This window comes from Streptomyces sp. Ru71 (genome assembly GCF_002920535.1).
In the GTDB taxonomy this organism is placed as follows: domain Bacteria; phylum Actinomycetota; class Actinomycetes; order Streptomycetales; family Streptomycetaceae; genus Streptomyces.
On sequence record NZ_PQSS01000012.1, the window covers coordinates 40,052 to 63,163 of the forward strand.

General features: G+C 67.6%; 36 protein-coding genes. 33 read left to right on the forward strand and 3 right to left on the reverse strand.

Translation table 11 applies throughout. The annotated features are described in order from the left end of the window. The first annotated feature begins 6 nt into the window (after nucleotides 1-6). The 30 genes from rplC (at nucleotide 7) to truA (ending at nucleotide 16,951) form a co-directional block, all read left to right on the forward strand. Nucleotides 7-651: a 50S ribosomal protein L3 gene (rplC, locus tag C3489_RS10195; RefSeq protein ID WP_103781446.1), complete on the forward strand. Its 645-nt coding sequence runs from the start codon at nucleotides 7-9 to the stop codon at nucleotides 649-651. An 8-nt stretch (nucleotides 652-659) separates the two neighbouring features. Beyond that, nucleotides 660-1,310, forward strand: a complete 651-nt coding sequence (gene rplD / locus C3489_RS10200) for a 50S ribosomal protein L4 (RefSeq protein WP_103781447.1) — start codon at nucleotides 660-662, stop codon at nucleotides 1,308-1,310. Continuing rightward, on the forward strand, nucleotides 1,310-1,729 hold the full coding sequence (gene rplW / locus C3489_RS10205; protein ID WP_103781448.1) for a 50S ribosomal protein L23: 420 nt from the start codon (nucleotides 1,310-1,312) through the stop codon (nucleotides 1,727-1,729). Before rplD ends, rplW begins: the two co-directional genes overlap by 1 nt. Nucleotides 1,730-1,767: 38 nt before the next feature. Then, nucleotides 1,768-2,604, forward strand: coding sequence for a 50S ribosomal protein L2 (gene rplB / locus C3489_RS10210; protein WP_103781449.1), 837 nt, complete (start codon nucleotides 1,768-1,770; stop codon nucleotides 2,602-2,604). 12 nt (nucleotides 2,605-2,616) lie between these two features. Next, nucleotides 2,617-2,898 carry a 30S ribosomal protein S19 gene (rpsS, locus tag C3489_RS10215; protein ID WP_103781450.1) on the forward strand — a complete coding sequence of 94 codons (282 nt, stop codon included), beginning with the start codon at nucleotides 2,617-2,619 and terminating at the stop codon, nucleotides 2,896-2,898. A 43-nt stretch (nucleotides 2,899-2,941) separates the two neighbouring features. After that, nucleotides 2,942-3,289, forward strand: a complete 348-nt coding sequence (gene rplV / locus C3489_RS10220; RefSeq protein ID WP_030778516.1) for a 50S ribosomal protein L22 — start codon at nucleotides 2,942-2,944, stop codon at nucleotides 3,287-3,289. Continuing rightward, on the forward strand, nucleotides 3,289-4,110 hold the full coding sequence (gene rpsC, locus C3489_RS10225) for a 30S ribosomal protein S3 (protein WP_003998826.1): 822 nt from the start codon (nucleotides 3,289-3,291) through the stop codon (nucleotides 4,108-4,110). Before rplV ends, rpsC begins: the two co-directional genes overlap by 1 nt. A gap of 5 nt (nucleotides 4,111-4,115) precedes the next feature. Next, the gene (gene rplP, locus C3489_RS10230) at nucleotides 4,116-4,535 is read left to right on the forward strand and encodes a 50S ribosomal protein L16 (RefSeq protein ID WP_009190136.1); all 420 of its coding nucleotides are present in this window, start codon (nucleotides 4,116-4,118) and stop codon (nucleotides 4,533-4,535) included. Further along, entirely contained in the window at nucleotides 4,535-4,759 is a 225-nt protein-coding gene (gene rpmC / locus C3489_RS10235) for a 50S ribosomal protein L29 (RefSeq protein WP_007494763.1), read from the forward strand. Before rplP ends, rpmC begins: the two co-directional genes overlap by 1 nt. Continuing rightward, nucleotides 4,759-5,043, forward strand: coding sequence for a 30S ribosomal protein S17 (gene rpsQ, locus C3489_RS10240; protein ID WP_103781451.1), 285 nt, complete (start codon nucleotides 4,759-4,761; stop codon nucleotides 5,041-5,043). Before rpmC ends, rpsQ begins: the two co-directional genes overlap by 1 nt. A 96-nt stretch (nucleotides 5,044-5,139) precedes the next feature. Continuing rightward, on the forward strand, nucleotides 5,140-5,508 hold the full coding sequence (gene rplN, locus C3489_RS10245) for a 50S ribosomal protein L14 (RefSeq protein WP_003998823.1): 369 nt from the start codon (nucleotides 5,140-5,142) through the stop codon (nucleotides 5,506-5,508). Nucleotides 5,509-5,510: 2 nt separating this feature from the next. Continuing rightward, complete coding sequence (gene rplX / locus C3489_RS10250; protein WP_055706473.1) at nucleotides 5,511-5,834, forward strand: 50S ribosomal protein L24; 324 nt, start codon at nucleotides 5,511-5,513, stop codon at nucleotides 5,832-5,834. Then, nucleotides 5,834-6,391: a 50S ribosomal protein L5 gene (gene rplE / locus C3489_RS10255; RefSeq protein ID WP_014674377.1), complete on the forward strand. Its 558-nt coding sequence runs from the start codon at nucleotides 5,834-5,836 to the stop codon at nucleotides 6,389-6,391. The genes rplX and rplE overlap by 1 nt, the downstream gene beginning before the upstream one ends. Nucleotides 6,392-6,396: 5 nt before the next feature. Then, on the forward strand, nucleotides 6,397-6,582 hold the full coding sequence (locus C3489_RS10260) for a type Z 30S ribosomal protein S14 (protein ID WP_003948630.1): 186 nt from the start codon (nucleotides 6,397-6,399) through the stop codon (nucleotides 6,580-6,582). Between the two features lie 210 nt (nucleotides 6,583-6,792). After that, nucleotides 6,793-7,191, forward strand: coding sequence for a 30S ribosomal protein S8 (rpsH, locus tag C3489_RS10270; protein ID WP_103781452.1), 399 nt, complete (start codon nucleotides 6,793-6,795; stop codon nucleotides 7,189-7,191). A gap of 24 nt (nucleotides 7,192-7,215) precedes the next feature. Next, entirely contained in the window at nucleotides 7,216-7,755 is a 540-nt protein-coding gene (gene rplF, locus C3489_RS10275) for a 50S ribosomal protein L6 (RefSeq protein WP_103781453.1), read from the forward strand. Nucleotides 7,756-7,758: 3 nt separating this feature from the next. Then, nucleotides 7,759-8,142, forward strand: coding sequence for a 50S ribosomal protein L18 (rplR, locus tag C3489_RS10280; protein ID WP_103781454.1), 384 nt, complete (start codon nucleotides 7,759-7,761; stop codon nucleotides 8,140-8,142). Between the two features lie 36 nt (nucleotides 8,143-8,178). Beyond that, complete coding sequence (gene rpsE / locus C3489_RS10285; protein WP_019753099.1) at nucleotides 8,179-8,784, forward strand: 30S ribosomal protein S5; 606 nt, start codon at nucleotides 8,179-8,181, stop codon at nucleotides 8,782-8,784. Nucleotides 8,785-8,786: 2 nt separating this feature from the next. Further along, nucleotides 8,787-8,969, forward strand: a complete 183-nt coding sequence (rpmD, locus tag C3489_RS10290; RefSeq protein WP_103781455.1) for a 50S ribosomal protein L30 — start codon at nucleotides 8,787-8,789, stop codon at nucleotides 8,967-8,969. 2 nt (nucleotides 8,970-8,971) lie between these two features. Next, complete coding sequence (gene rplO / locus C3489_RS10295; protein WP_067018996.1) at nucleotides 8,972-9,427, forward strand: 50S ribosomal protein L15; 456 nt, start codon at nucleotides 8,972-8,974, stop codon at nucleotides 9,425-9,427. 172 nt (nucleotides 9,428-9,599) lie between these two features. Continuing rightward, a complete protein-coding gene (gene secY, locus C3489_RS10300; RefSeq protein WP_103781456.1) occupies nucleotides 9,600-10,913 on the forward strand; it encodes a preprotein translocase subunit SecY in 1,314 nt (437 codons plus the stop codon). After that, nucleotides 10,913-11,575: an adenylate kinase gene (locus C3489_RS10305; RefSeq protein ID WP_103781457.1), complete on the forward strand. Its 663-nt coding sequence runs from the start codon at nucleotides 10,913-10,915 to the stop codon at nucleotides 11,573-11,575. The genes secY and C3489_RS10305 overlap by 1 nt, the downstream gene beginning before the upstream one ends. A 100-nt stretch (nucleotides 11,576-11,675) precedes the next feature. After that, entirely contained in the window at nucleotides 11,676-12,512 is an 837-nt protein-coding gene (gene map / locus C3489_RS10310) for a type I methionyl aminopeptidase (RefSeq protein ID WP_103781458.1), read from the forward strand. 226 nt (nucleotides 12,513-12,738) lie between these two features. Beyond that, nucleotides 12,739-12,960: a translation initiation factor IF-1 gene (gene infA / locus C3489_RS10315; protein WP_003948620.1), complete on the forward strand. Its 222-nt coding sequence runs from the start codon at nucleotides 12,739-12,741 to the stop codon at nucleotides 12,958-12,960. A 60-nt stretch (nucleotides 12,961-13,020) separates the two neighbouring features. Next, on the forward strand, nucleotides 13,021-13,134 hold the full coding sequence (gene rpmJ / locus C3489_RS10320) for a 50S ribosomal protein L36 (RefSeq protein ID WP_004984509.1): 114 nt from the start codon (nucleotides 13,021-13,023) through the stop codon (nucleotides 13,132-13,134). 197 nt (nucleotides 13,135-13,331) lie between these two features. Next, nucleotides 13,332-13,712 carry a 30S ribosomal protein S13 gene (gene rpsM / locus C3489_RS10325; protein WP_009300593.1) on the forward strand — a complete coding sequence of 127 codons (381 nt, stop codon included), beginning with the start codon at nucleotides 13,332-13,334 and terminating at the stop codon, nucleotides 13,710-13,712. Nucleotides 13,713-13,777: 65 nt separating this feature from the next. After that, a complete protein-coding gene (gene rpsK / locus C3489_RS10330; RefSeq protein ID WP_003956432.1) occupies nucleotides 13,778-14,182 on the forward strand; it encodes a 30S ribosomal protein S11 in 405 nt (134 codons plus the stop codon). 143 nt (nucleotides 14,183-14,325) lie between these two features. Next, nucleotides 14,326-15,348, forward strand: a complete 1,023-nt coding sequence (locus C3489_RS10335) for a DNA-directed RNA polymerase subunit alpha (protein ID WP_024755423.1) — start codon at nucleotides 14,326-14,328, stop codon at nucleotides 15,346-15,348. A 172-nt stretch (nucleotides 15,349-15,520) separates the two neighbouring features. Continuing rightward, complete coding sequence (gene rplQ / locus C3489_RS10340; RefSeq protein WP_103781459.1) at nucleotides 15,521-16,021, forward strand: 50S ribosomal protein L17; 501 nt, start codon at nucleotides 15,521-15,523, stop codon at nucleotides 16,019-16,021. A gap of 72 nt (nucleotides 16,022-16,093) precedes the next feature. After that, nucleotides 16,094-16,951: a tRNA pseudouridine(38-40) synthase TruA gene (gene truA, locus C3489_RS10345; protein WP_103781460.1), complete on the forward strand. Its 858-nt coding sequence runs from the start codon at nucleotides 16,094-16,096 to the stop codon at nucleotides 16,949-16,951. Between the two features lie 114 nt (nucleotides 16,952-17,065). Here the strand turns inward: truA and C3489_RS10350 are convergent, their stop codons facing one another. Together C3489_RS10350 and C3489_RS10355 are read right to left on the reverse strand one after the other, a co-directional pair. Beyond that, the gene (locus C3489_RS10350; RefSeq protein ID WP_103781461.1) at nucleotides 17,066-18,190 is read right to left on the reverse strand and encodes a sugar phosphate nucleotidyltransferase; all 1,125 of its coding nucleotides are present in this window, start codon (nucleotides 18,188-18,190) and stop codon (nucleotides 17,066-17,068) included. A gap of 90 nt (nucleotides 18,191-18,280) precedes the next feature. Then, on the reverse strand, nucleotides 18,281-19,165 hold the full coding sequence (locus C3489_RS10355; protein WP_103781462.1) for a hypothetical protein: 885 nt from the start codon (nucleotides 19,163-19,165) through the stop codon (nucleotides 18,281-18,283). 279 nt (nucleotides 19,166-19,444) lie between these two features. Between C3489_RS10355 and rplM the strand changes: the two genes are divergently transcribed. From rplM to glmM, 3 genes are all read left to right on the forward strand, one after another. After that, on the forward strand, nucleotides 19,445-19,888 hold the full coding sequence (rplM, locus tag C3489_RS10360) for a 50S ribosomal protein L13 (protein ID WP_103781463.1): 444 nt from the start codon (nucleotides 19,445-19,447) through the stop codon (nucleotides 19,886-19,888). Between the two features lie 42 nt (nucleotides 19,889-19,930). Then, nucleotides 19,931-20,443 (forward strand): 30S ribosomal protein S9, encoded by a 513-nt coding sequence (gene rpsI, locus C3489_RS10365; protein WP_103781464.1) that lies wholly within the window; start codon nucleotides 19,931-19,933, stop codon nucleotides 20,441-20,443. A 252-nt stretch (nucleotides 20,444-20,695) separates the two neighbouring features. Then, nucleotides 20,696-22,054: a phosphoglucosamine mutase gene (gene glmM, locus C3489_RS10370; RefSeq protein WP_103781465.1), complete on the forward strand. Its 1,359-nt coding sequence runs from the start codon at nucleotides 20,696-20,698 to the stop codon at nucleotides 22,052-22,054. Between the two features lie 107 nt (nucleotides 22,055-22,161). Here the strand turns inward: glmM and C3489_RS10375 are convergent, their stop codons facing one another. Beyond that, nucleotides 22,162-23,106: a DUF389 domain-containing protein gene (locus tag C3489_RS10375; protein WP_103781466.1), complete on the reverse strand. Its 945-nt coding sequence runs from the start codon at nucleotides 23,104-23,106 to the stop codon at nucleotides 22,162-22,164. Nucleotides 23,107-23,112 lie beyond the last annotated feature (6 nt).

Consider the following 23,112-nt stretch of genomic DNA (forward strand, 5'->3'; position numbering starts at 1 on the left):
CTGAGAATGGCTAAGCAGATCAAGGGCATCCTGGGCGAGAAGCTCGGCATGACGCAGGTGTGGGACGAGAACAACCGTGTTGTTCCGGTCACCGTCGTCAAGGCCGGCCCCAACGTCGTGACCCAGGTTCGTACCAACGACGTCGACGGCTACGAGTCGGTCCAGATCGCCTTCGGCGAGATCGACCCGCGCAAGGTGAACAAGCCCCTCAAGGGTCACTTCGCCAAGGCCGACGTCACCCCCCGTCGCCACCTCGTCGAGATCCGCACCGCGGACGCCTCCGAGTACACGCTGGGCCAGGAGATCACCGCTGAGGTGTTCGAGGCCGGCGTGAAGGTCGACGTCACCGGCAAGAGCAAGGGCAAGGGCTTCGCCGGTGTCATGAAGCGTCACAACTTCGGTGGCCTCGGCGCCGGTCACGGCACCCAGCGCAAGCACCGCTCGCCCGGTTCCATCGGTGGCTGCGCCACCCCGGGCCGTGTGTTCAAGGGCCTCCGCATGGCGGGTCGCATGGGCAACGAGCGGGTCACCACCCAGAACCTGACCGTCCACGCCGTTGACGCGGAGAAGGGTCTGCTGCTCATCAAGGGCGCGGTTCCCGGTCCGAACGGCGGCCTCGTCCTGGTCCGCACCGCGGCCAAGGGGGCCTGAGGTAACCGATGAGCACTGTTGACATCCTTTCGCCGGCTGGCGAGAAGGCCGGTTCCGTCGAGCTCCCCGCGGAGATCTTCGACGCCAAGGTCAGCGTTCCGCTGATCCACCAGGTCGTCGTCGCGCAGCTGGCCGCTGCCCGCCAGGGCACGCACAAGACCAAGACCCGCGGTGAAGTCCGTGGTGGCGGCAAGAAGCCGTACCGCCAGAAGGGCACCGGTCGCGCCCGCCAGGGTTCGACCCGCGCGCCGCAGTTCGCCGGTGGTGGCGTCGTGCACGGTCCCGTGCCGCGTGACTACTCGCAGCGGACCCCGAAGAAGATGAAGGCCGCCGCTCTGCGCGGTGCCCTCACCGACCGGGCGCGTCACAACCGCATCCACGTCGTCGCCGGCGTGGTCGAGGGTGCGATCTCCACCAAGGCCGCCAAGAGCCTGTTCGGCAAGATCTCGGAGCGCAAGAACCTGCTCCTGGTCGCCGAGCGCTCGGACGAGGCCGCGTGGCTGTCCGCCCGCAACCTGCCCCAGGTCCACATCCTGGAGCCGGGCCAGCTGAACACGTACGACGTTCTCGTCTCGGACGACGTGGTCTTCACCCAGGCCGCTTTCGAGTCCTTCGTCGCCGGCCCGAAGGCCAACGACACCGAAGGGAGCGAGGTCTGATGGCCATCCGTCACCCCGCTATCGCCTCGAAGGCCGCCAAGGCCGCCAAGGCCGCGCGCGTCGCCAAGGCGCGTCGTCACGCCGCCGAGGGCAAGAACACCGTCGAGACCCCGCTGAGCAAGTCGTTCACGGACCCCCGTGACGTCCTGCTGAAGCCGGTCGTCTCCGAGAAGAGCTACGCGCTCCTCGACGAGAACAAGTACACGTTCATCGTCGACCCGCGCTCGAACAAGACCCAGATCAAGCAGGCCGTCGAGTCGGTCTTCGAGGTCAAGGTCACCGGGGTCAACACGATCAACCGCCAGGGCAAGCGCAAGCGGACCCGCACCGGCTTCGGCCAGCGTGCGGCGACCAAGCGCGCGATCGTGACCCTCGCCGAGGGCGACCGTATCGACATCTTCGGCGGTCCGACCGCGTAAGCGGGTCGGATCGTCCGATATCGGACGAGGACTGAGAAATGGGAATCCGCAAGTACAAGCCGACTACGCCGGGCCGTCGTGGCGCCAGCGTTGCCGACTTCGTCGAGGTCACGCGGTCCACGCCGGAGAAGTCGCTGGTCCGCCCTCTGCACAGCAAGGGCGGCCGTAACAACGCCGGTCGTGTGACCGTCCGCCACCAGGGTGGTGGCCACAAGCGCGCCTACCGCGTGATCGACTTCCGTCGTCACGACAAGGACGGCGTGCCGGCGAAGGTCGCGCACATCGAGTACGACCCGAACCGCACCGCGCGCATCGCGCTCCTGCACTACGCGGACGGCGAGAAGCGCTACATCCTGGCCCCCCGTGGGCTGAACCAGGGCGACCGGATCGAGAACGGCCCCGGCGCCGACATCAAGCCCGGCAACAACCTGGCGCTGCGCAACATCCCGGTCGGTACGACGATCCACTCCGTGGAGCTTCGTCCGGGCGGCGGCGCCAAGTTCGCCCGCTCCGCCGGTGCCTCGGTGCAGCTGCTCGCGAAGGAGGGCTCGATGGCCCACCTCCGCATGCCCTCCGGTGAGATCCGCCTGGTCGACGTGCGCTGCCGCGCCACCGTCGGCGAGGTCGGCAACGCCGAGCAGAGCAACATCAACTGGGGCAAGGCCGGCCGCAAGCGCTGGCTGGGCGTCCGCCCGACCGTTCGCGGTGTGGCGATGAACCCGGTTGACCACCCCCACGGTGGTGGTGAGGGCAAGACCTCCGGTGGTCGCCACCCGGTCAGCCCCTGGGGTCAGAAGGAAGGTCGTACTCGTTCTCCCAAGAAGGCGAGCAACAAGTACATCGTCCGCCGCCGCAAGACGAACAAGAAGCGCTAAGGACGGGTTGAGATGCCTCGTAGCTTGAAGAAGGGGCCCTTCGTCGACGACCACCTGCTCAAGAAGGTGGACGCCCAGAACGAAGCCGGAACCAAGAACGTCATCAAGACCTGGTCCCGCCGCTCGATGATCATCCCCAGCATGCTGGGTCACACCATCGCGGTGCACAACGGCAAGACCCACATCCCGGTGTTCGTCACCGAGTCGATGGTCGGCCACAAGCTCGGCGAGTTCTCGCCGACGCGCACCTTCCGGGGTCACGTCAAGGAAGACCGGAAGTCGAAGCGCCGCTAGTAGCGGATCGCATTCAGACACGTAAGTAACTGAAGGGACAACCATGGAAGCCAGGGCCCAGGCGCGGTACATCCGCGTCACGCCCATGAAGGCCCGCCGCGTGGTGGACCTCATCCGTGGCATGGACGCCACGGAGGCCCAGGCCGTCCTGCGATTCGCTCCGCAGGCCGCCTCGGTGCCGGTGGGCAAGGTGCTCGACAGCGCCATCGCCAACGCCGCGCACAACTACGACCACACCGATGTCGACAGCCTCTTCGTTTCCGAGGCCTACGTCGACGAGGGCCCGACCCTGAAGCGGTTCCGTCCGCGTGCCCAGGGCCGTGCCTACCGGATCCGCAAGCGGACCAGCCACATCACCGTGGTCGTCAGCAGCAAGGAAGGAACCCGGTAATGGGCCAGAAGGTAAACCCGCACGGGTTCCGGCTCGGTGTCACCACGGACTTCAAGTCCCGGTGGTACGCCGACAAGCTGTACAAGGACTACGTCAAGGAAGACGTCGCCATCCGTCGGATGATGACGTCCGGCATGGAGCGCGCCGGCATCTCCAAGGTCGAGATCGAGCGCACCCGTGACCGCGTGCGTGTGGACATCCACACCGCTCGTCCGGGCATCGTCATCGGCCGCCGTGGCGCCGAGGCCGACCGCATCCGCGGCGACCTCGAAAAGCTCACCGGCAAGCAGGTCCAGCTGAACATTCTTGAGGTCAAGAACCCCGAGACCGACGCTCAGCTGGTTGCCCAGGCCGTGGCCGAGCAGCTCTCCTCCCGCGTCTCCTTCCGCCGCGCCATGCGTAAGAGCATGCAGTCGGCGATGAAGGCCGGCGCCAAGGGCATCAAGATCCAGTGCGGTGGCCGCCTCGGTGGCGCCGAGATGTCCCGCTCGGAGTTCTACCGCGAGGGCCGTGTGCCCCTGCACACGCTCCGCGCGAACGTGGACTACGGCTTCTTCGAGGCCAAGACGACCTTCGGCCGCATCGGCGTGAAGGTCTGGATCTACAAGGGCGACGTCAAGAACATCGCCGAGGTCCGCGCCGAGAACGCTGCGGCCCGTGCGGGTAACCGCCCGGCCCGTGGCGGTGCCGACCGCCCGGCCCGTGGTGGCCGTGGTGGCGAGCGGCGCGGTCGCAAGCCGCAGCAGGCTGCCGGCGCCGAGGCCCCCAAGGCCGAGGCTCCCGCGTCCGCTCCGGCTGAGAGCACCGGAACGGAGGCCTGACCGAAATGCTGATCCCCCGTAGGGTCAAGCACCGCAAGCAGCACCACCCGAAGCGCAACGGTATGTCCAAGGGTGGGACGCAGGTTGCGTTCGGCGAGTACGGCATCCAGGCGCTGACCCCGGCGTACGTCACGAACCGCCAGATCGAAGCGGCTCGTATCGCCATGACCCGTCACATCAAGCGTGGCGGCAAGGTCTGGATCAACATCTACCCGGACCGTCCCCTCACCAAGAAGCCGGCCGAGACCCGCATGGGTTCCGGTAAGGGTTCTCCGGAGTGGTGGATCGCCAACGTCAAGCCCGGACGCGTGATGTTCGAGCTGTCGTACCCCAACGAGAAGATCGCCCGTGAGGCGCTGACGCGTGCGGCCCACAAGCTGCCGATGAAGTGCCGGATCGTCAAGCGCGAGGCAGGTGAAGCGTGATGTCGGCCGGTACCAAGGCGTCCGAGCTGCGCGAGCTGGGCAACGAGGAGCTTCTGGCGAAGCTTCGCGAGGCCAAGGAAGAGCTGTTCAACCTCCGCTTCCAGGCGGCGACGGGCCAGCTCGAAAACCACGGCCGTCTCAAGGCGGTCCGCAAGGACATCGCCCGGATCTACACCCTCATGCGTGAGCGTGAGCTCGGCATCGAGACGGTGGAGAACGCCTGATGAGCGAGAGCAACGTGACTGAGAAGAAGGAAGAGCGCGGATTCCGCAAGACCCGTGAGGGTCTGGTCGTCAGCGACAAGATGGACAAGACCGTCGTCGTCGCCGTCGAGGACCGCGTCAAGCACGCGCTGTACGGCAAGGTCATCCGCCGTACCAACAAGCTCAAGGCGCACGACGAGCAGAACGCCGCGGGTGTCGGCGACCGCGTCCTCCTGATGGAGACCCGGCCGCTGTCCGCGACGAAGCGCTGGCGCGTCGTCGAGATCCTCGAAAAGGCCAAGTAATTCCTGCGGGGCAAACCCCGCAGGTCAGTTCCGCCAGGCTCCGGGGGCCGTCGAGAGACGGCCCCCGGGGAACCGGCAGACGATCAGGAGATAGACGTGATCCAGCAGGAGTCGCGACTGCGTGTCGCCGACAACACTGGTGCGAAGGAGATCCTTTGCATCCGTGTGCTCGGTGGCTCCGGTCGCCGCTACGCGGGCATCGGTGACGTCATCGTCGCCACCGTCAAGGACGCGATCCCCGGTGGCAACGTGAAGAAGGGTGACGTCGTCAAGGCGGTCATCGTTCGCACCGTCAAGGAGCGCCGCCGTCCGGACGGCTCGTACATCCGCTTCGACGAGAACGCCGCCGTCATTCTGAAGAACGACGGCGACCCTCGCGGCACCCGCATCTTCGGCCCGGTCGGGCGTGAGCTGCGCGAGAAGAAGTTCATGAAGATCATCTCGCTGGCTCCGGAGGTGCTGTAAGCATGAAGATCAAGAAGGGCGACCTGGTCCAGGTCATCACCGGCAAGGACAAGGGCAAGCAGGGCAAGGTCATTGCCGCTTACCCGCGCGAGGAGCGCGTCCTGGTCGAGGGTGTCAACCGGGTCAAGAAGCACACCAAGGCCGGCCCGACCGCTCGCGGTTCCCAGGCCGGCGGCATCGTGACCACCGAGGCCCCGATCCACGTCTCCAACGTCCAGCTGGTCGTGGAGAAGGACGGTCAGAAGGTCGTCACGCGTGTCGGCTACCGCTTCGACGAAGAGGGCAACAAGATCCGCGTTGCCAAGCGGACGGGTGAGGACATCTGATGGCTACCACCACCACTCCGCGTCTGAAGACGAAGTACCGCGAGGAGATCGCGGGCAAGCTGCGTGACGAGTTCAAGTACGAGAACGTCATGCAGGTTCCCGGCCTCGTCAAGATCGTGGTCAACATGGGTGTGGGCGACGCCGCCCGCGACTCCAAGCTGATCGAGGGCGCCATCCGCGACCTCACCACGATCACCGGTCAGAAGCCGGCCGTCACCAAGGCCCGCAAGTCCATCGCGCAGTTCAAGCTGCGTGAGGGCCAGCCGATCGGTGCCCACGTCACGCTCCGTGGCGACCGCATGTGGGAGTTCCTGGACCGCACCCTGTCGCTCGCGCTCCCGCGCATCCGCGACTTCCGCGGCCTGTCCCCCAAGCAGTTCGACGGCCGTGGCAACTACACCTTCGGTCTCACGGAGCAGGTCATGTTCCACGAGATCGACCAGGACAAGATCGACCGCGTCCGGGGTATGGACATCACCGTGGTCACCACGGCGACCAACGACGAAGAGGGCCGCGCGCTCCTCCGTCACCTCGGCTTCCCGTTCAAGGAGGCGTGAGCGAGATGGCGAAGAAGGCTCTCATCGCGAAGGCTGCTCGCAAGCCCAAGTTCGGTGTGCGTGGCTACACCCGCTGCCAGCGCTGCGGCCGTCCCCACTCCGTGTACCGCAAGTTCGGCCTCTGCCGCGTGTGCCTCCGTGAGATGGCTCACCGTGGCGAGCTGCCGGGCGTGACCAAGAGCTCCTGGTAATCCCCTAGTTAGGGATACCTGGACCTCTCGGTAAGCAACCGGGACGGCAGAGGCCTCAGCTCTCATGGCTTAGGCTGGGAGGGTTGGGCCTCTGCCGCCCTGAACGACTTACTACGCCGTAGGTCCCCGCGCCGCACCCGTCCCGTCCATGTACGGGGAGAGGGATGGCGCATATAGGAAACCCCGGCGAGAAAGGCCACAGGCCAATTCATGACCATGACTGATCCGATCGCAGACATGCTTACGCGTCTGCGGAACGCGAACTCGGCATACCACGACTCCGTGTCGATGCCGCACTCGAAGATCAAGTCGCACATCGCGGAGATCCTCCAGCAGGAGGGCTTCATCACGGGCTGGCGTGTCGAGGACGCCGAGGTCGGCAAGAACCTCGTGCTCGACCTGAAGTTCGGCCCGAACCGTGAGCGCTCCATCGCGGGCATCAAGCGGATCTCGAAGCCTGGTCTCCGGGTTTACGCGAAGTCCACCAACCTGCCGAAGGTGCTCGGCGGCCTCGGCGTGGCGATCATCTCCACGTCCCACGGTCTGCTCACCGACAAGCAGGCGCAGAAGAAGGGCGTGGGTGGGGAAGTCCTCGCCTACGTCTGGTAACGGAAGGGAACGGAGGAAACAGCTATGTCGCGTATCGGCAAGCTCCCCATCCCGGTTCCCGCCGGCGTGGACGTCACCATCGACGGCCGTACGGTCAAGGTCAAGGGCCCCAAGGGCGAGCTGACCCACACCGTCGTCGCGCCGATCGAGATCGCTAAGGGCGAGGACAACACCCTCCAGGTGACCCGCCCGAACGACGAGCGGCAGAGCAAGGCCCTGCACGGCCTGTCCCGCACGCTGGTGGCGAACATGATCACCGGTGTGACCCAGGGATACGTCAAGAAGCTCGAAATCAGCGGTGTGGGTTACCGCGTGACCGCCAAGGGCTCGAACCTGGAGTTCGCCCTCGGTTACAGCCACCCGATCACCGTCGAGGCCCCCGAGGGCATCACCTTCAAGGTGGAGACCCCGACCCGTTTCTCGGTCGAGGGCATCGACAAGCAGAAGGTCGGCGAGGTTGCGGCCAACATCCGCAAGCTGCGCAAGCCCGACCCGTACAAGGCCAAGGGCGTCAAGTACGAGGGCGAAGTCATCCGCCGCAAGGTCGGAAAGGCGGGTAAGTAAGCCATGGCATACGGGCAGAAGATCCTCAAGGGCGACGCTTACAAGCGTGCTGCTATCAAGCGTCGTCACCTTCGGATCCGCAAGAAGGTCTCCGGTACCGCGGAGCGTCCCCGCCTGGTCGTGACCCGCTCCAACCGCCACATCGTGGCGCAGGTGATCGACGACCTGAAGGGCCACACCCTGGCGTCGGCGTCCACCCTGGACAGCTCGATCCGCGGTGGCGAGGGCGACAAGTCCGCGCAGGCCAAGCAGGTCGGTGCCCTGGTCGCCGAGCGCGCCAAGGCCGCCGGTGTCGAGGCCGTCGTGTTCGACCGTGGTGGCAACCAGTACGCCGGGCGCATCGCCGCCCTGGCGGACGCCGCCCGCGAGGCCGGGCTCAAGTTCTGAGCCGCTTGTAGCTAGCGGAAAGAGAGAGGTAATCCAATGGCTGGACCCCAGCGCCGCGGAAGCGGTGCCGGTGGCGGCGAGCGGCGGGACCGGAAGGGCCGTGACGGCGGCGCTGCTGCCGCCGAGAAGACCGCGTACGTTGAGCGCGTCGTCGCGATCAACCGCGTCGCCAAGGTTGTGAAGGGTGGTCGTCGCTTCAGCTTCACCGCGCTGGTCGTGGTGGGCGACGGTGACGGCACCGTGGGTGTCGGTTACGGCAAGGCCAAGGAGGTGCCGGCCGCCATCGCCAAGGGCGTTGAGGAGGCCAAGAAGCACTTCTTCAAGGTCCCCCGTATCCAGGGCACCATCCCGCACCCGATCCAGGGTGAGAAGGCTGCCGGCGTCGTGCTGCTCAAGCCCGCGTCCCCGGGTACCGGTGTTATCGCCGGTGGTCCGGTGCGTGCGGTGCTGGAGTGCGCCGGTATCCACGACGTGCTGTCGAAGTCGCTCGGCTCCGACAACGCGATCAACATCGTGCACGCGACCGTGGAGGCCCTGAAGGGCCTGCAGCGTCCCGAGGAGATCGCGGCCCGCCGTGGTCTGCCCCTGGAGGACGTCGCTCCCGCGGCTCTGCTGCGTGCGCGTGCCGGGGCGGGTGCGTAATCATGGCGCAGCTCAAGATCACGCAGGTCAAGTCCTACATCGGCAGCAAGCAGAACCACCGTGACACCCTGCGTACCCTGGGCCTCAAGCGCCTGGGTGACGTGGTCGTCAAGGAGGACCGCCCCGAGTTCCGCGGCATGGTGCACACCGTCCGCCACCTCGTGACGGTCGAGGAGGTCGACTGATCATGGCGGAGAACAACCCGCTGAAGATCCACAACCTCCGTCCCGCCCCGGGCGCCAAGACCGCCAAGACCCGTGTGGGTCGTGGTGAGGCGTCGAAGGGTAAGACGGCCGGTCGTGGTACCAAGGGCACCAAGGCCCGCTACCAGGTTCCGGAGCGCTTCGAGGGTGGCCAGATGCCGCTCCACATGCGTCTCCCGAAGCTGAAGGGCTTCAAGAACCCGTTCAAGACCGAGTACCAGGTCGTGAACCTCGACAAGCTGGCCGCGCTGTACCCGGAGGGTGGCGAGGTCACCGTCGAGGGTCTCGTCGCCAAGGGTGCCGTTCGCAAGAACAGCCTCGTCAAGGTCCTCGGCCAGGGCGAGATCTCCGTGGCGCTGCAGGTGACGGTCGACGCCGTCTCCGGCTCCGCCAAGGAGAAGATCACCGCCGCCGGCGGCACGGTCACCGAGCTCGTCTGAGCCCGATGACGTAACACGTCAACCGGGGATACTCCACAATTGGGGTATCCCCGGTTGGTCGTTCCTAGGGGAGCAGTGTCGCCGGTAAGGTAGCGTCCACTGTTTCTTTTCGTATTCGTCGAACCTCAAGACCGCCCTTCGACGCAGTTGCGCGGGGGTCGCAGGAGGCACCGTGCTCACCGCGTTCGCCCGGGCGTTCAAGACGCCCGACCTGCGCAAGAAGCTGCTCTTCACGCTCGGCATCATCGTGGTCTACCGGGTTGGTACCCACATCCCGATCCCCGGCGTGGACTACAAGTCCGTCCAGCAGTGCGTGGACGAGGCGTCCGGCAACCAGGGCCTGTTCGGACTGGTCAACATGTTCAGCGGCGGTGCGCTGCTGCAGATCACCGTCTTCGCGCTGGGCATCATGCCGTACATCACGGCGAGCATCATCCTGCAGCTGCTGACCGTGGTGATCCCGCGCCTGGAGGCCCTCAAGAAGGAGGGCCAGGCCGGCACGGCGAAGATCACCCAGTACACGCGTTACCTGACCATCGCCCTGGCGGTGCTGCAGGGCACCGGTCTGGTGGCCACCGCCCGCAGCGGCGCCCTCTTCAACGGCTGCACCGTCGCCTCGCAGATCGTTCCCGACCGGGCGATCTTCTCCACCATCACCATGGTCGTCTGCATGACCGCCGGTACGGCCGTCGTGATGTGGCTGGGTGAGCTGATCACCGACCGCGGTATCGGCAACGGCATGTCGATCCTGATGTTCATCTCGATCGCCGCGACCTTCCCGTCCGCCCTGTGGTCCATCAAGAAGTCCGGCGACCTGGCCGGCGGCTGGATCGAGTTCGGCACGGTGATCCTGGTCGGCCTGGTGATGGTCGGGCTCGTGGTCTTCGTGGAGCAGGCCCAGCGCCGTATCCCGGTGCAGTACGCGAAGCGGATGATCGGCCGCCGTTCCTACGGCGGTACGTCGACCTACATCCCGCTGAAGGTGAACCAGGCGGGTGTGATTCCCGTCATCTTCGCCTCGTCGCTGCTCTACATTCCGGCACTGATTGCGCAGTTCTCCGGCGGTAACTCGGGGTGGAAGACCTGGATCCAGCAGAACCTGGTGAAGGGCGACCACCCGATTTACATCACTTTGTACTTCTTGCTCATCGTTTTCTTCGCGTTCTTCTATGTGGCGATCTCCTTCAACCCCGAGGAAGTCGCCGACAACATGAAGAAGTATGGTGGCTTCATCCCGGGCATCCGGGCTGGCCGACCGACCGCTGAGTACCTCTCGTACGTGCTCAACCGGATCACCTGGCCGGGTTCGCTGTACTTGGGACTGATCGCTCTCGTGCCGACGATGGCGTTGGTGGGCTTCGGGGCGAGCCAGAACTTCCCGTTCGGTGGGACCAGCATCCTGATCATCGTGGGTGTGGGTCTTGAGACGGTGAAGCAGATCGAGAGCCAGCTCCAGCAGCGCAATTACGAAGGGTTCCTCCGCTGATGCGAATCGTCCTCGTCGGGCCGCCGGGTGCTGGAAAGGGCACGCAGGCCACGCGACTCACCGAGAAGCTTGGCGTCCCGCACATCTCCACGGGCGACCTGTTCCGCGCCAACATCAGCCGGCAGACGGAGCTCGGGAAGCTCGCGAAGTCCTACATGGACGCCGGCAACCTCGTTCCCGACGAGGTCACCATCGCGATGGCGAAGGACCGCATGGAGCAGCCGGACGCCGTCAACGGCTTCCTGCTGGACGGCTTCCCGCGCAACGTCTCGCAGGCCGAGGCGCTGGACGAGCTGCTGACCACCGAGAACATCAAGCTGGACGCCGTCCTCGACCTGGAAGCCCCCGAGGACGAGGTCGTCAAGCGCATCGCCGGCCGTCGCATCTGCCGCAACGACTCGGCGCACGTCTTCCACGTGTCGTACAAGAAGCCGGCCAAGGAGGGCGTCTGCGACGTCTGCGGCGGCGAGCTGTACCAGCGTGACGACGACTCCGAGGAGACGGTGCGCACGCGGCTGGAGGTCTACCACTCGCAGACCGAGCCGATCATCGACTACTACAAGGCCCAGGGCCTGGTCGTGACGATCTCGGCGATGGGCGACGTGGAAGAGGTCACGCAGCGGGCGCTGGAAGCGCTGAAGCGCGAGGGCGACGACCAGTAGTCGTCGGTCCGCATCCGGCCGTGGCGCCCTGTGGGGCGTCACGGCCGTAGTGTTGTGTTGGTAACCGGTTGACGTGAGTGACGGAGAGCGCAGGCCCCCCATGGTGCAGATCAAGACGCCCGAGCAGATCGCGAAGATGCGTGCGGCGGGTCTGGTCGTCGCCGCCATCCACCAGGCCACCCGGGAAGCCGCGGTGCCGGGCGCCACGACCAAGGATCTGGACGAGGTCGCGCGCAAGGTGCTCGCCGAGCACGGGGCCAAGCCGAACTTCCTCGGGTACGGCGGCTTCCCCGCGACGATCTGCACGTCCGTCAACGAGGTCGTCGTCCACGGCATCCCTTCGGATGATGTCGTGCTGAAGGACGGCGACATCATCTCCATCGACTGCGGCGCGATCGTCGACGGCTGGCACGGCGACGCCGCCTACACCGCGTTCGTGGGCTCCGGTCACTCCCCGGAGCTGGTCGAGCTGTCCCGGGTGACGGAAGAGTCGATGTGGGCCGGCATCGCCGCGATGAAGGTCGGCAACCGCCTCGTCGACATCTCCCGGGCCGTCGAGACGTACATCCGCCGCCAGCCCAAGCCGGGCGGCGGCCGCTACGGGATCATCGAGGACTACGGCGGCCACGGCATCGGCACCGAGATGCACATGGACCCGCACCTGCTGAACTACGTCGACCGCCGCCGCGGCAAGGGCCCCAAGCTGGTCCCCGGCTTCTGCCTGGCGATCGAGCCGATGGTCTCCCTGGGCACTCCGAAGACCGAGGTCCTCTCCGACGACTGGACGGTCATCACGACCGACGGCACCTGGTCCTCCCACTGGGAGCACTCCGTCGCCCTGACGGAAGCGGGCCCCCTCGTCCTGACGGCCCCGGACGGCGGCAAGGCAAAGCTGGCCGAGTACGGCATCACGGCGGCTCCGGACCCGCTGGCCTGAGCTGTGGGGGCCGCTGGCCTGAGCTGTGGGGGGCCGTCGGAGGCGTGGGTCCCGAGTTTCGCCCCCCTTGCATGACGATCTCCCTCGTAGGGCAGACTTCCTCGTTTCGCCTTTTCGGGAGGGCTGACGTAGACTGACTCGTCGGCTCTTGTGCACCCGCATGTCCGCATGCTCACTAACGGTGCACAGCGGAGTCGATCAAGGTAGTCGATTCGAAGGGCGAAGCGTGGCCAAGAAGCAAGGTGCCATCGAGATCGAGGGCACTGTCGTCGAGTCTCTGCCGAACGCCATGTTCAAGGTCGAGCTCCAGAACGGCCACCAGGTCCTGGCACACATCAGCGGCAAGATGCGCATGCACTACATCCGCATCCTCCCTGACGACCGGGTCGTGGTGGAGCTGTCTCCGTACGACCTGACGCGTGGCCGGATCGTCTACCGGTACAAGTAGATCTTGCCCGCGCCCCGGGCCCGCCCGGAGCGATGGCACTGACCCGGAGAACCTCACCCCATGAAGGTCAAGCCGAGCGTCAAGAAGATCTGCGACAAGTGCAGGGTGATCCGCCGTCACGGCCGGGTCATGATCATTTGCGAGAACCCGCGCCACAAGCAGCGCCAGGGCTGATCGCAGCCGATCGAACCCTCTGCACCTCTATCGCAGAGTTTTCGCGCGACGCGAGCTGAACTATGTACATACGCAGAACCCAGGCGAGCGATCGCCTGACACCCCCGGTTCGGAGGCCGGGGACCCAGTTCGTACCTGATACGGCGGCTGGGAACCGGTTCTGCGGAAGACCTCCGAAGATCACCAGGAGCCATTGAATGGCACGCGTTTCCGGTGTCGACATCCCGCGCGAAAAGCGCGTGGAGGTCGCCCTCACCTACGTGTTCGGCATCGGCCGGACCCTCTCGAAGGAGACGCTGGCTGCGACCGGCGTCGACCCGAACACCCGCGTCCGCGACCTCTCCGAGGAGCAGCTCGTCGCGATCCGCGAGTACGTCGACAACAACATCAAGACCGAGGGTGACCTCCGTCGCGAGATCCAGGCCGACATCCGCCGCAAGGTCGAGATCGGCTGCTACCAGGGTCTGCGTCACCGTCGCGGTCTGCCCGTCCGCGGTCAGCGCACCAGCACCAACGCTCGTACCCGCAAGGGCCCGCGTCGCGCCATCGCCGGCAAGAAGAAGCCGGGCAAGAAGTAGTCCGCAGCGGACATCTGTCCACGGTCTTCGCTGTAGGACCGACCACCTCCCGTAGGAGTTAGTAGATGCCCCCCAAGGGTCGTCAGGGCGCTGCCAAGAAGGTGCGCCGCAAGGAAAAGAAGAACGTCGCTCACGGCCACGCGCACATCAAGAGCACGTTCAACAACACGATCGTCTCCATCACGGACCCGTCCGGCAACGTGATCTCCTGGGCCTCCGCCGGCCACGTCGGCTTCAAGGGCTCCCGGAAGTCCACGCCGTTCGCCGCGCAGATGGCCGCCGAGTCGGCTGCCCGCCGCGCCCAGGAGCACGGCATGCGCAAGGTCGACGTGTTTGTGAAGGGCCCGGGTTCCGGTCGTGAGACCGCGATCCGCTCCCTGCAGGCCACGGGTCTTGAGGTCGGCTCCATCCAGGACGTCACCCCGACCCCGCACAACGGCTGCCGTCCGCCGAAGCGTCGTCGCGTCTGACCTCGCTTCACCGGGCCTCTCGGGCGGTACGGCTCCTTCGGGTCGTGCCGCCCGTACCCTTGCAGTACCCGCGCTTCTCACGGGCGCGGCTTCCGTCGGGCGTCAAATAGCGGGCGTCCACGAATGAAGGATCTGATCCACACATGCTGATCGCTCAGCGTCCCTCGTTGACCGAAGAGGTCGTCGACGAGTTCCGCTCCCGGTTCGTGATCGAGCCGCTGGAGCCGGGCTTCGGCTACACCCTCGGCAACTCCCTGCGCCGGACCCTCCTGTCGTCGATCCCGGGTGCGGCGGTCACGTCGATCCGTATCGACGGTGTCCTGCACGAGTTCACCACCGTGCCGGGCGTCAAGGAGGACGTCACCGACCTGATCCTCAACATCAAGCAGCTGGTCGTCTCCTCGGAGCACGACGAGCCGGTCGTGATGTACCTGCGCAAGCAGGGCCCGGGTCTGGTCACCGCCGCCGACATCGCGCCCCCGGCCGGTGTCGAGGTGCACAACCCCGACCTGGTCCTCGCCACGCTCAACGGCAAGGGCAAGCTGGAGATGGAGCTGACCGTCGAGCGCGGTCGCGGCTACGTCTCCGCCGTGCAGAACAAGCAGGCGGGCCAGGAGATCGGCCGTATCCCGGTCGACTCCATCTACTCGCCGGTGCTGAAGGTCACGTACAAGGTCGAGGCCACGCGTGTCGAGCAGCGCACCGACTTCGACAAGCTGATCGTCGACGTCGAGACCAAGCAGGCCATGCGTCCGCGTGACGCCATGGCGTCGGCCGGCAAGACCCTGGTCGAGCTGTTCGGTCTGGCCCGCGAGCTCAACATCGACGCCGAGGGCATCGACATGGGCCCGTCCCCGACGGACGCCGCCCTTGCCGCCGACCTGGCGCTGCCGATCGAGGAGCTGGAGCTCACGGTCCGCTCCTACAACTGCCTCAAGCGTGAGGGCATCCACTCCGTGGGTGAGCTCGTCGCGCGGTCCGAGGCGGACCTGCTGGACATCCGCAACTTCGGTGCGAAGTCCATCGACGAGGTCAAGGCGAAGCTGGCGGGTATGGGTCTCGCGCTCAAGGACTCGCCTCCCGGGTTCGACCCGACCGCTGCGGCTGACGCCTTCGGCGCGGACGACGACGCGGACGCCGGTTTCGTGGAGACCGAGCAGTACTAAGCGCTCCGCGGGGAGGCCGTACTGCGTCTGCGGGCCGGTTGTGGCTGGTCGCGCAGTTCCCCGCGCCCCTTCCAGGCCCCTTCGGGGGCCTGGATCTCCGACGGGCAACCGCTCGCTCGGATACTGACTCCGGTACCTGATACGGCCGGGGCAGAGACACAGGAGATAGAACATGCCGAAGCCCACCAAGGGTGCCCGTCTGGGCGGCAGCGCCGCGCACGAGAAGCTGCTCCTCGCGAACCTGGCGAAGAGCCTCTTCGAGCACGGCCGTATCACCACCACCGAGGCGAAGGCCCGCCGCCTGCGCCCGTACGCGGAGCGTCTGATCACCAAGGCGAAGAAGGGTGACCTTCACAACCGCCGCCAGGTGCTCCAGGTCATCACGGACAAGGGCGTCGTCCACACGCTCTTCACCGAGATCGGCCCGCGTTACGAGAACCGTCCGGGTGGTTACACCCGCATCACCAAGATCGGTAACCGCCGTGGCGACAACGCGCCCATGGCTGTCATCGAGCTGGTCGAGGCGCTGACGGTGCAGCAGAAGGCCGTGGGTGAGGCCGAGGCCGCCACCAAGCGCGCGGTCAAGGAGGCCGACGAGGCCAAGGCCGAGGAGACCAAGGTCGAGGAGACCGAGGCCACCGAGGCTCCGGCCGAGGAGTCCAAGGACGCCTGAGGCTCTGCCTGACGTAAAGCGGGTTCGCCCTTCGGGGCGGGCCCGCTTTCGCGTACCTGAGAGGATTTCCGTGTGAGCGAAGAAGTACAGCCCGGGTACGTCCGTGTCCGCCTCGATCTGTCCTACGACGGCACCGACTTCTCCGGGTGGGCCAAGCAGGCCGGGGGCCGGCGCACCGTGCAGGGGGAGATCGAGGACGCGCTGCGGACCGTCACCCGCTCCCGGGAGACGTACGAGCTGACCGTCGCCGGCCGTACCGACGCCGGGGTGCACGCGCGTGGGCAGGTGGCGCACGTGGATCTGCCCGAGGAGGTCTGGCGCGAGCACCACGAGAAGCTGCTGAAGCGGCTCGCTGGGCGGCTGCCGAAGGATGTGCGGGTGTGGGCGCTGCGGCCCGCGCCGAGCGGCTTCAACGCCCGGTTCTCGGCGATCTGGCGGCGGTACGCGTACCGGGTGACGGACAACCCCGGTGGTGTCGATCCGCTGCTGCGCAACCATGTCCTGTGGCACGACTGGCCGCTCGACGTCGACGCCATGAACGAGGCCGCCCAGGGGCTGCTGGGCGAGCACGACTTCGCCGCCTACTGCAAGAAGCGGGAGGGGGCGACCACGATCCGCACCCTGCAGGAGCTGAGCCTGTCGCGGGGTGACGACGGGATCATCACCGCGACGGTTCGGGCGGACGCGTTCTGTCACAACATGGTGCGGTCGTTGATCGGGGCGCTGCTGTTCGTGGGGGACGGGCATCGGCCCGCGGAGTGGCCGGGGAAGGTGCTGGCCGCGGGGGTGCGGGACTCTGCCGTGCATGTGGTGCGGCCGCACGGGCTGACGTTGGAGGAGGTCGGGTATCCGGCCGATGCGCTGCTCGCCGAGCGGAGCCGGGTGGCGCGGAACAAGCGCAGCCTGCCCCTGGGGGGCGGCTGCTGTTAGGCGGTGCCGGGTTCTGTCGTCGTCCTTGTGCTACGCCGTCGTGGCTGGTCGCGCCCACGCGGCGGGAGCCGCAGATCAGACAGCGCCCCGCGCCCCTGGGTCGGCTGCCGTGCGCTAGGCCAGGCGACCCGCCGGGTTGTGCTCAGCACCGCAGGGCGCCGGCGCCGCCGACAGGCGCACGCTGTACGGCGCTATGCGTGCCCCGCAGGCGATGCGGACCCCCGGGGGGATCTCGTTGCCCTCGGAGAGTTCCGCGCCGTCGCCGATGACCGCCGCGTCCAGGGACGTGCCGGCGCCCACGTGGGCGTGGCGGCCCACCGCCGAGGCGTGGATCGTGGCGCCGGGGGCGATGTGGGCGCCCGTCATCACCACGCTGCCCTCCACCACCGCTCCCTCCTCGATCAGCGCGCCCGGGGAGACGACCGTGCCGCCGCTGAGGAGCGCGCCGGGGTGGACGCGGGCGCCGGGCAGGACCAGGGCGTCGCCGGGGGTGCCGGGCAGGGCGGGAGAGGTGACGCGGCCGCGGACCAGGTCGGCGGAGCCCTGGACGAAGGCGGCCGGGGTGCCGAGGTCCAGCCAGTAGCTGTCGTCCACCACACCGCGCAGGTGGGCCGAGGCGGCCAGCAGCTCGGGGAAGGTCTCGCGCTCGACGGAGACGACCCGGTCCGGCGGGATGCGGTCGATGACCGAGCGGGTGAAGACGTAGCAGCCGGCGTTGATCTGGTCGGTGATGATCTCCGCCGGGGTCTGCGGTTTCTCCAGGAACGCGGTGACCCGGCCGTCGGGGTCGGTGGGGACCAGGCCGAAGGCGCGCGGGTCGGCGACGCGCTTCAGGTGCAGGGTGACGTCCGCGCCGGAGGCCTGGTGGTGGGCGCGCAGGGCGGCGATGTCGACGCCGGAGAGGATGTCGCCGTTGAAGACGAGCACCGGGGCGTCGGGGGCGCTGCGCAGGCGCCGGGCGGCGTTGCGGATGGCGCCGCCGGTGCCCAGGGCGCTCTCCTCGGTGACGTACTCCAGCTCCAGGCCGAGCCGGGCGCCGTTGCCGTACTCCGCCTCGAAGAGTTCGGCGAGGTAGGAGGTGGCGAGGATGATGCGGGTGACGCCCGCCGCGGCGGCCCGGGCCAGCTGGTGGGTGAGGAACGGCACCCCGGCGACGGGCAGCAGCGGCTTGGGGATGTGGCTGGTCAGGGGGCGCAGCCGGGTGCCCTGACCCCCCACGAGCAGGATCGCTTCGGACATGATCCCCGATGCTGGCACGCGTGAGGGGCCCGGGAAACGCCTGTGGAGGAGCTGTCGGGAGAAGTTAACCTGCCCGACGCGTCCTGCCGATCAGCCGTTCGCCACCGCCGCCGACGCCTGGGCCTCGCCGCGCCGCTTGATCTGGTTGAAGGCGAACAGGGCGAGGTCGTTGCCCGAGCTGAACGCCTTGGTGTCCTTGGTGGTGACGTTCTTGCCGCTGGTGAAGCCGGTCAGGGTGAAGTAGGCGTAGCGGCCGTAGGAGTTCGTCGTGGAGCGGCACACCGCGCCGTCGCAGAACGGCTTGACGCCCTTGCCGGACAGCGGCTGCACCATGCCCGTCTTGGGGGAGCTGGCTCGCCTGGCCTTGAGGGCCTGCGCCTCGGTGTCGAACACTGCGACACCGACCGTGACCGCGATGCCGCCCTGGGTGTAGGTGACGCGCATCAGCCGGGTGCAGCCGCCCGCGGTGAGCGCCTTGGGCAGGGTGCCCCGGGCGGCCGCCGCGCAGGTGGTGGTGTCGGCCGTCGGGCCCTTCTTGTAGACGGTCGAGCCCACGGTGAGCTGCGAGCCGGGGAAGAGGATGTCCGGGCCGAGCGGCGCGGTGTCCTTCTTCTTGTCGGAGACGAAGTCCTTCGGGTTCAGCGGGGGCGGGGCGCTCGTCGGTGCGAACGACGGGGCCGTGGCGCTCTCGCCGGGGATGGACGCCGTGGGCGGCAGGGGGCTCGGGTCGCCACCGGTCACGGGGTCGTCCGCCGAGGTCACGGCGAGGGCGACCGCGGCGCCGACCGCGAGGGTGGCCAGCGCGCCGCCGCCGATGAACAGCATCCGGCGGCGTCTGTTGCGCGCCTCGGAGGCCTCGGCGAGTGCCGCCCAGTCGGGGGTCTGGCCGTCGTCGCCGCTGTTCCACGGCTGCTGGGAGTTCGGTTTCCAGGGATCCCACTGGGGCTGCTGGGGTCCCCCCTGCCCATAGCTCATGGGGCGCATCTTAGACGGGGCCCGAGAGGTGTCATGTTCGGTGCGGTCCGGCGGGGCTCTGCTGGGCCGTTTTGACCCACCCCCTGTGCCCCGGTATTCTGCTTGTTCGTTGTGTATTGGCTTGCTCATTCTCACGGGACGGGCCCTTACACCGGTCCACCGGGCCGATGACCAGCGACCCCACTACGCGGTATGCGTCGCCGCTGTGCGGTCTAGGCTGTCGTGATCGTTTCGGTGACCTTGTCTAGGACCATTCACTCGAAGCGAAGGCTACGAACCGTGCGTACGTACAGCCCCAAGCCCGGCGATGTGACGCGCCAGTGGCACGTCATCGACGCTCAGGACGTTGTCCTGGGCCGTCTCGCCAGCACTGCCGCCACCCTTCTGCGGGGCAAGCACAAGCCGATCTACGCGCCGCACGTCGACGCTGGTGACTTCGTCATCATCATCAACGCCGACAAGGTGCACCTGTCCGGCAACAAGCGGACCCAGAAGATGGCGTACCGCCACTCCGGCTACCCGGGTGGTCTGCGCTCCGTCCGCTACGACGAGCTGCTGGAGAAGAACCCCGAGAAGGCCATCGAGAAGGCCGTCAAGGGCATGCTCCCCAAGAACTCCCTGGGCCGTCAGATGCTCTCGAAGCTGAAGGTCTACAAGGGTGACCAGCACCCGCACGCTGCGCAGCAGCCGGTGCCGTTCGAGATCACCCAGGTCGCGCAGTAAGTCCGGCCACCCCCTAAGACTGAAGAGAATCTGAGGAGAATCGTGGCCGAGACCACTGCCGAGCAGCCGCTCGAAGAGCTTGACATCGACAGCTACACCACCGAGTCCGAGGTCCCCGTCGAGGGTGAGTACACCTCGGAGTCCCTCGCCTCCCGCTTCGGCGAGCCCCAGCCCGCCGCCGGCCTGGGCCGCCGCAAGGAGGCCATCGCCCGTGTCCGGATCGTCCCGGGCACCGGCAAGTGGAAGATCAACGGTCGCGCCCTTGAGGACTACTTCCCGAACAAGGTGCACCAGCAGGAAGTCAACGAGCCGTTCAAGGTGCTGGAGCTTGAGGGCCGTTACGACGTCATCGCCCGCATCTCCGGCGGCGGCGTCTCCGGCCAGGCCGGTGCCCTGCGCCTCGGTGTCGCCCGCGCCCTGAACGAGGCCGACGTCGACAACAACCGCGGCCCGCTGAAGAAGGCCGGCTTCCTCAAGCGCGACGACCGTGCGGTCGAGCGCAAGAAGGCCGGTCTGAAGAAGGCCCGCAAGGCCCCGCAGTACAGCAAGCGCTAAGCTTCGCTGCCTGCTCGTACGTATCCGGGTTCCGTTTCGGTTGCCCCCTGCGTACTCCGAACGCCCCGGCGGCACGCCAGTGTGCCGCCGGGGCGTTCGTTTATCACAGCCTTCAGGCGTATAACGGCACAAGACGCTCATCAGCTTGTGCGATTCCGTGCCCGGGCGGCGCAGTCCCGGGTCACGAACGGCACGCGCGTGGGCCGCACCAGCGCGCCGCTCTTCGTAACTGACGCTTCCTCAGGAGGACACGTGGGACGACTCTTCGGCACGGACGGCGTGCGCGGTGTCGCCAACGCGGATCTGACCGCCGAGATGGCACTCGGCCTGTCCGTCGCGGCGGCACACGTACTGGCCGAGGCGGGCACCTTCGAGGGCCACAGGCCGACCGCGGTGGTCGGCCGTGACCCGCGCGCGTCCGGGGAGTTCCTGGAGGCCGCCGTCGTCGCCGGTCTCGCCAGCGCCGGCGTCGACGTGCTGCGCGTCGGCGTGCTGCCGACCCCGGCCGTCGCGTTCCTCACCGGCGCGCTCGGCGCCGACCTCGGCGTGATGCTCTCCGCCAGCCACAACGCCATGCCCGACAACGGCATCAAGTTCTTCGCCCGCGGCGGCCACAAACTGGCCGACGAGCTGGAGGACAAGATCGAGGCGGTGTACGACTCCCACCGCCACGGCGAGCCGTGGGACCGACCGACCGGGGCCGGCGTGGGCCGTGTCCGGGACTACGAGGAGGGCTTCGACCGGTACGTCGACCACCTCATCGGCGTCCTGCCGAACCGGCTCGACGGGCTGAAGATCGTCCTGGACGAGGCGCACGGCGCCGCCGCCCGGGTCTCCCCGGAGGCGTTCACCCGGGCCGGCGCCGAGGTGATCACCATCGGTGCCGAGCCGGACGGGCTCAACATCAACGACGGTTGCGGTTCCACCCACCTCGACCTGCTCAAGGCCGCGGTCATCGAGCACGGCGCGCACTTCGGCGTCGCCCACGACGGCGACGCCGACCGCTGCCTCGCCGTCGACCACACCGGTGAGGAGGTCGACGGCGACCAGATCCTCGCCGTGCTGGCCCTCGCCATGCGGGAGCGGTCCGTGCTGCGCGCCGACACCGTCGTCGCGACCGTGATGTCCAACCTCGGCTTCAAGCTGGCGCTGGAGCGGGAGGGGCTCAAGCTCGTCCAGACCGCGGTCGGTGACCGGTATGTGCTGGAGGAGATGAAGGAGCACGGGTACGCGCTCGGCGGCGAGCAGTCCGGGCACGTGATCATTCTTGACCACGCGACGACGGGTGACGGGACGCTGACGGGCCTGCTGCTCGCGGCGCGGGTCGCCGAGACGGGGCGGTCGCTGCGGGAGCTGGCTTCTGTGATGGAGCGGTTGCCGCAGGTGCTGATCAATGTGCGGGATGTGGACAAGGCCCGAGTGAAGACGTCGGGTGAGCTGGCGGCGGCCGTTTCCGACGCGGAGCGGGAGCTCGGTGAGACCGGGCGGGTGTTGCTGCGGCCTTCTGGTACCGAGCCGTTGGTCCGGGTCATGGTCGAGGCGGCGGACATCGAGCAGGCTCGGTCGGTTGCCGGGCGGCTGGCCGATGTTGTGAAGTCGGCGTTGGGGTAATTCGCCGGGTTCGGGGTGGCGGGTTCTGTGCGTTGCGGGCTGCGGCGTCGTTGTGGCTGGTCGCGCCAACGCGGCGGAGCCGCATGTCGAACAGAGCCCCGCGCCCCTTACGGTTGGCTGCTCTGCCGTTCCTTCGACAGGGCCCTCCAGAAGTACTTCTGGGCCAGCAGGGTCAGCGTTCCTGCCAGGATGATTCCCAAGAGGTTCAGCAGGAGTTGTTCCGTCGAGCGGAGCGTCTGGTGGGTGTCGCCGTAGATCAGGGCGACGGCCGCGTTCGCGGCGGCCGGGACCGTGGTGACGGAGATGGCGACGCCGACCAGCGCGCCGGACTTCGACGAGGTCAGTGACAGGGTGCCGGCGCAGCCCGCCAGGACCGCCACGACGAACGAGAACCAGTCCGGTGCGTAGATGAAGCCGGTGTTGGGCCGCTCCGCCTCCAACTGGGCCTTGGTGAACAGGCCGACGGCGTCCATGAAGAGGCTGAAGCCGACGGTCACCGCCATGGCCGCAGCGAAGCCGGCCAGCAGCGCGATCAGGGAGCGCAGGGCCAGGCGCGGCGCGCGCTGCACGATCGCCGTGCAGATGCCGGCCAGCGGTCCGAACTCCGGGCCGACGGCCATCGCGCCGACGATCAGGATCGCGTTGTCCAGCACCACACCGCACGCCGCGATCATCGTGGCCAGCGTGATGAAGGCGACGTAGGTGATCGACAGCGTCGACTCGTCGTGGGTGGCGTCGGTGAGGTGCTCCCACAGCACCGCGTCCGCGCCCTCGCCGGGTGCCTCGGCCTCCGCCTCGTCGGCCCGCCGGGACAGCGACAGGTCGATGTTCTCCACGGCGATCGAGCCGGTGCGTTCCAGGCCCAGTTCCTGCAGCCCGGACAGCAGTTCGTCGCCGGCCTCGCGGGCGACGTCGCACAGTACGACGTCCCCGGCGGGGTTGCGGGCGGCGTCCGGCAGGACCACGACGTGTGTGGTGCCGACGGTCTTGTCGATCAGGCGGAGCACGTCGTCCGTCGTGTCGGGCGGCGTGATCAGGCGCAGATGCAGCATGAGGCC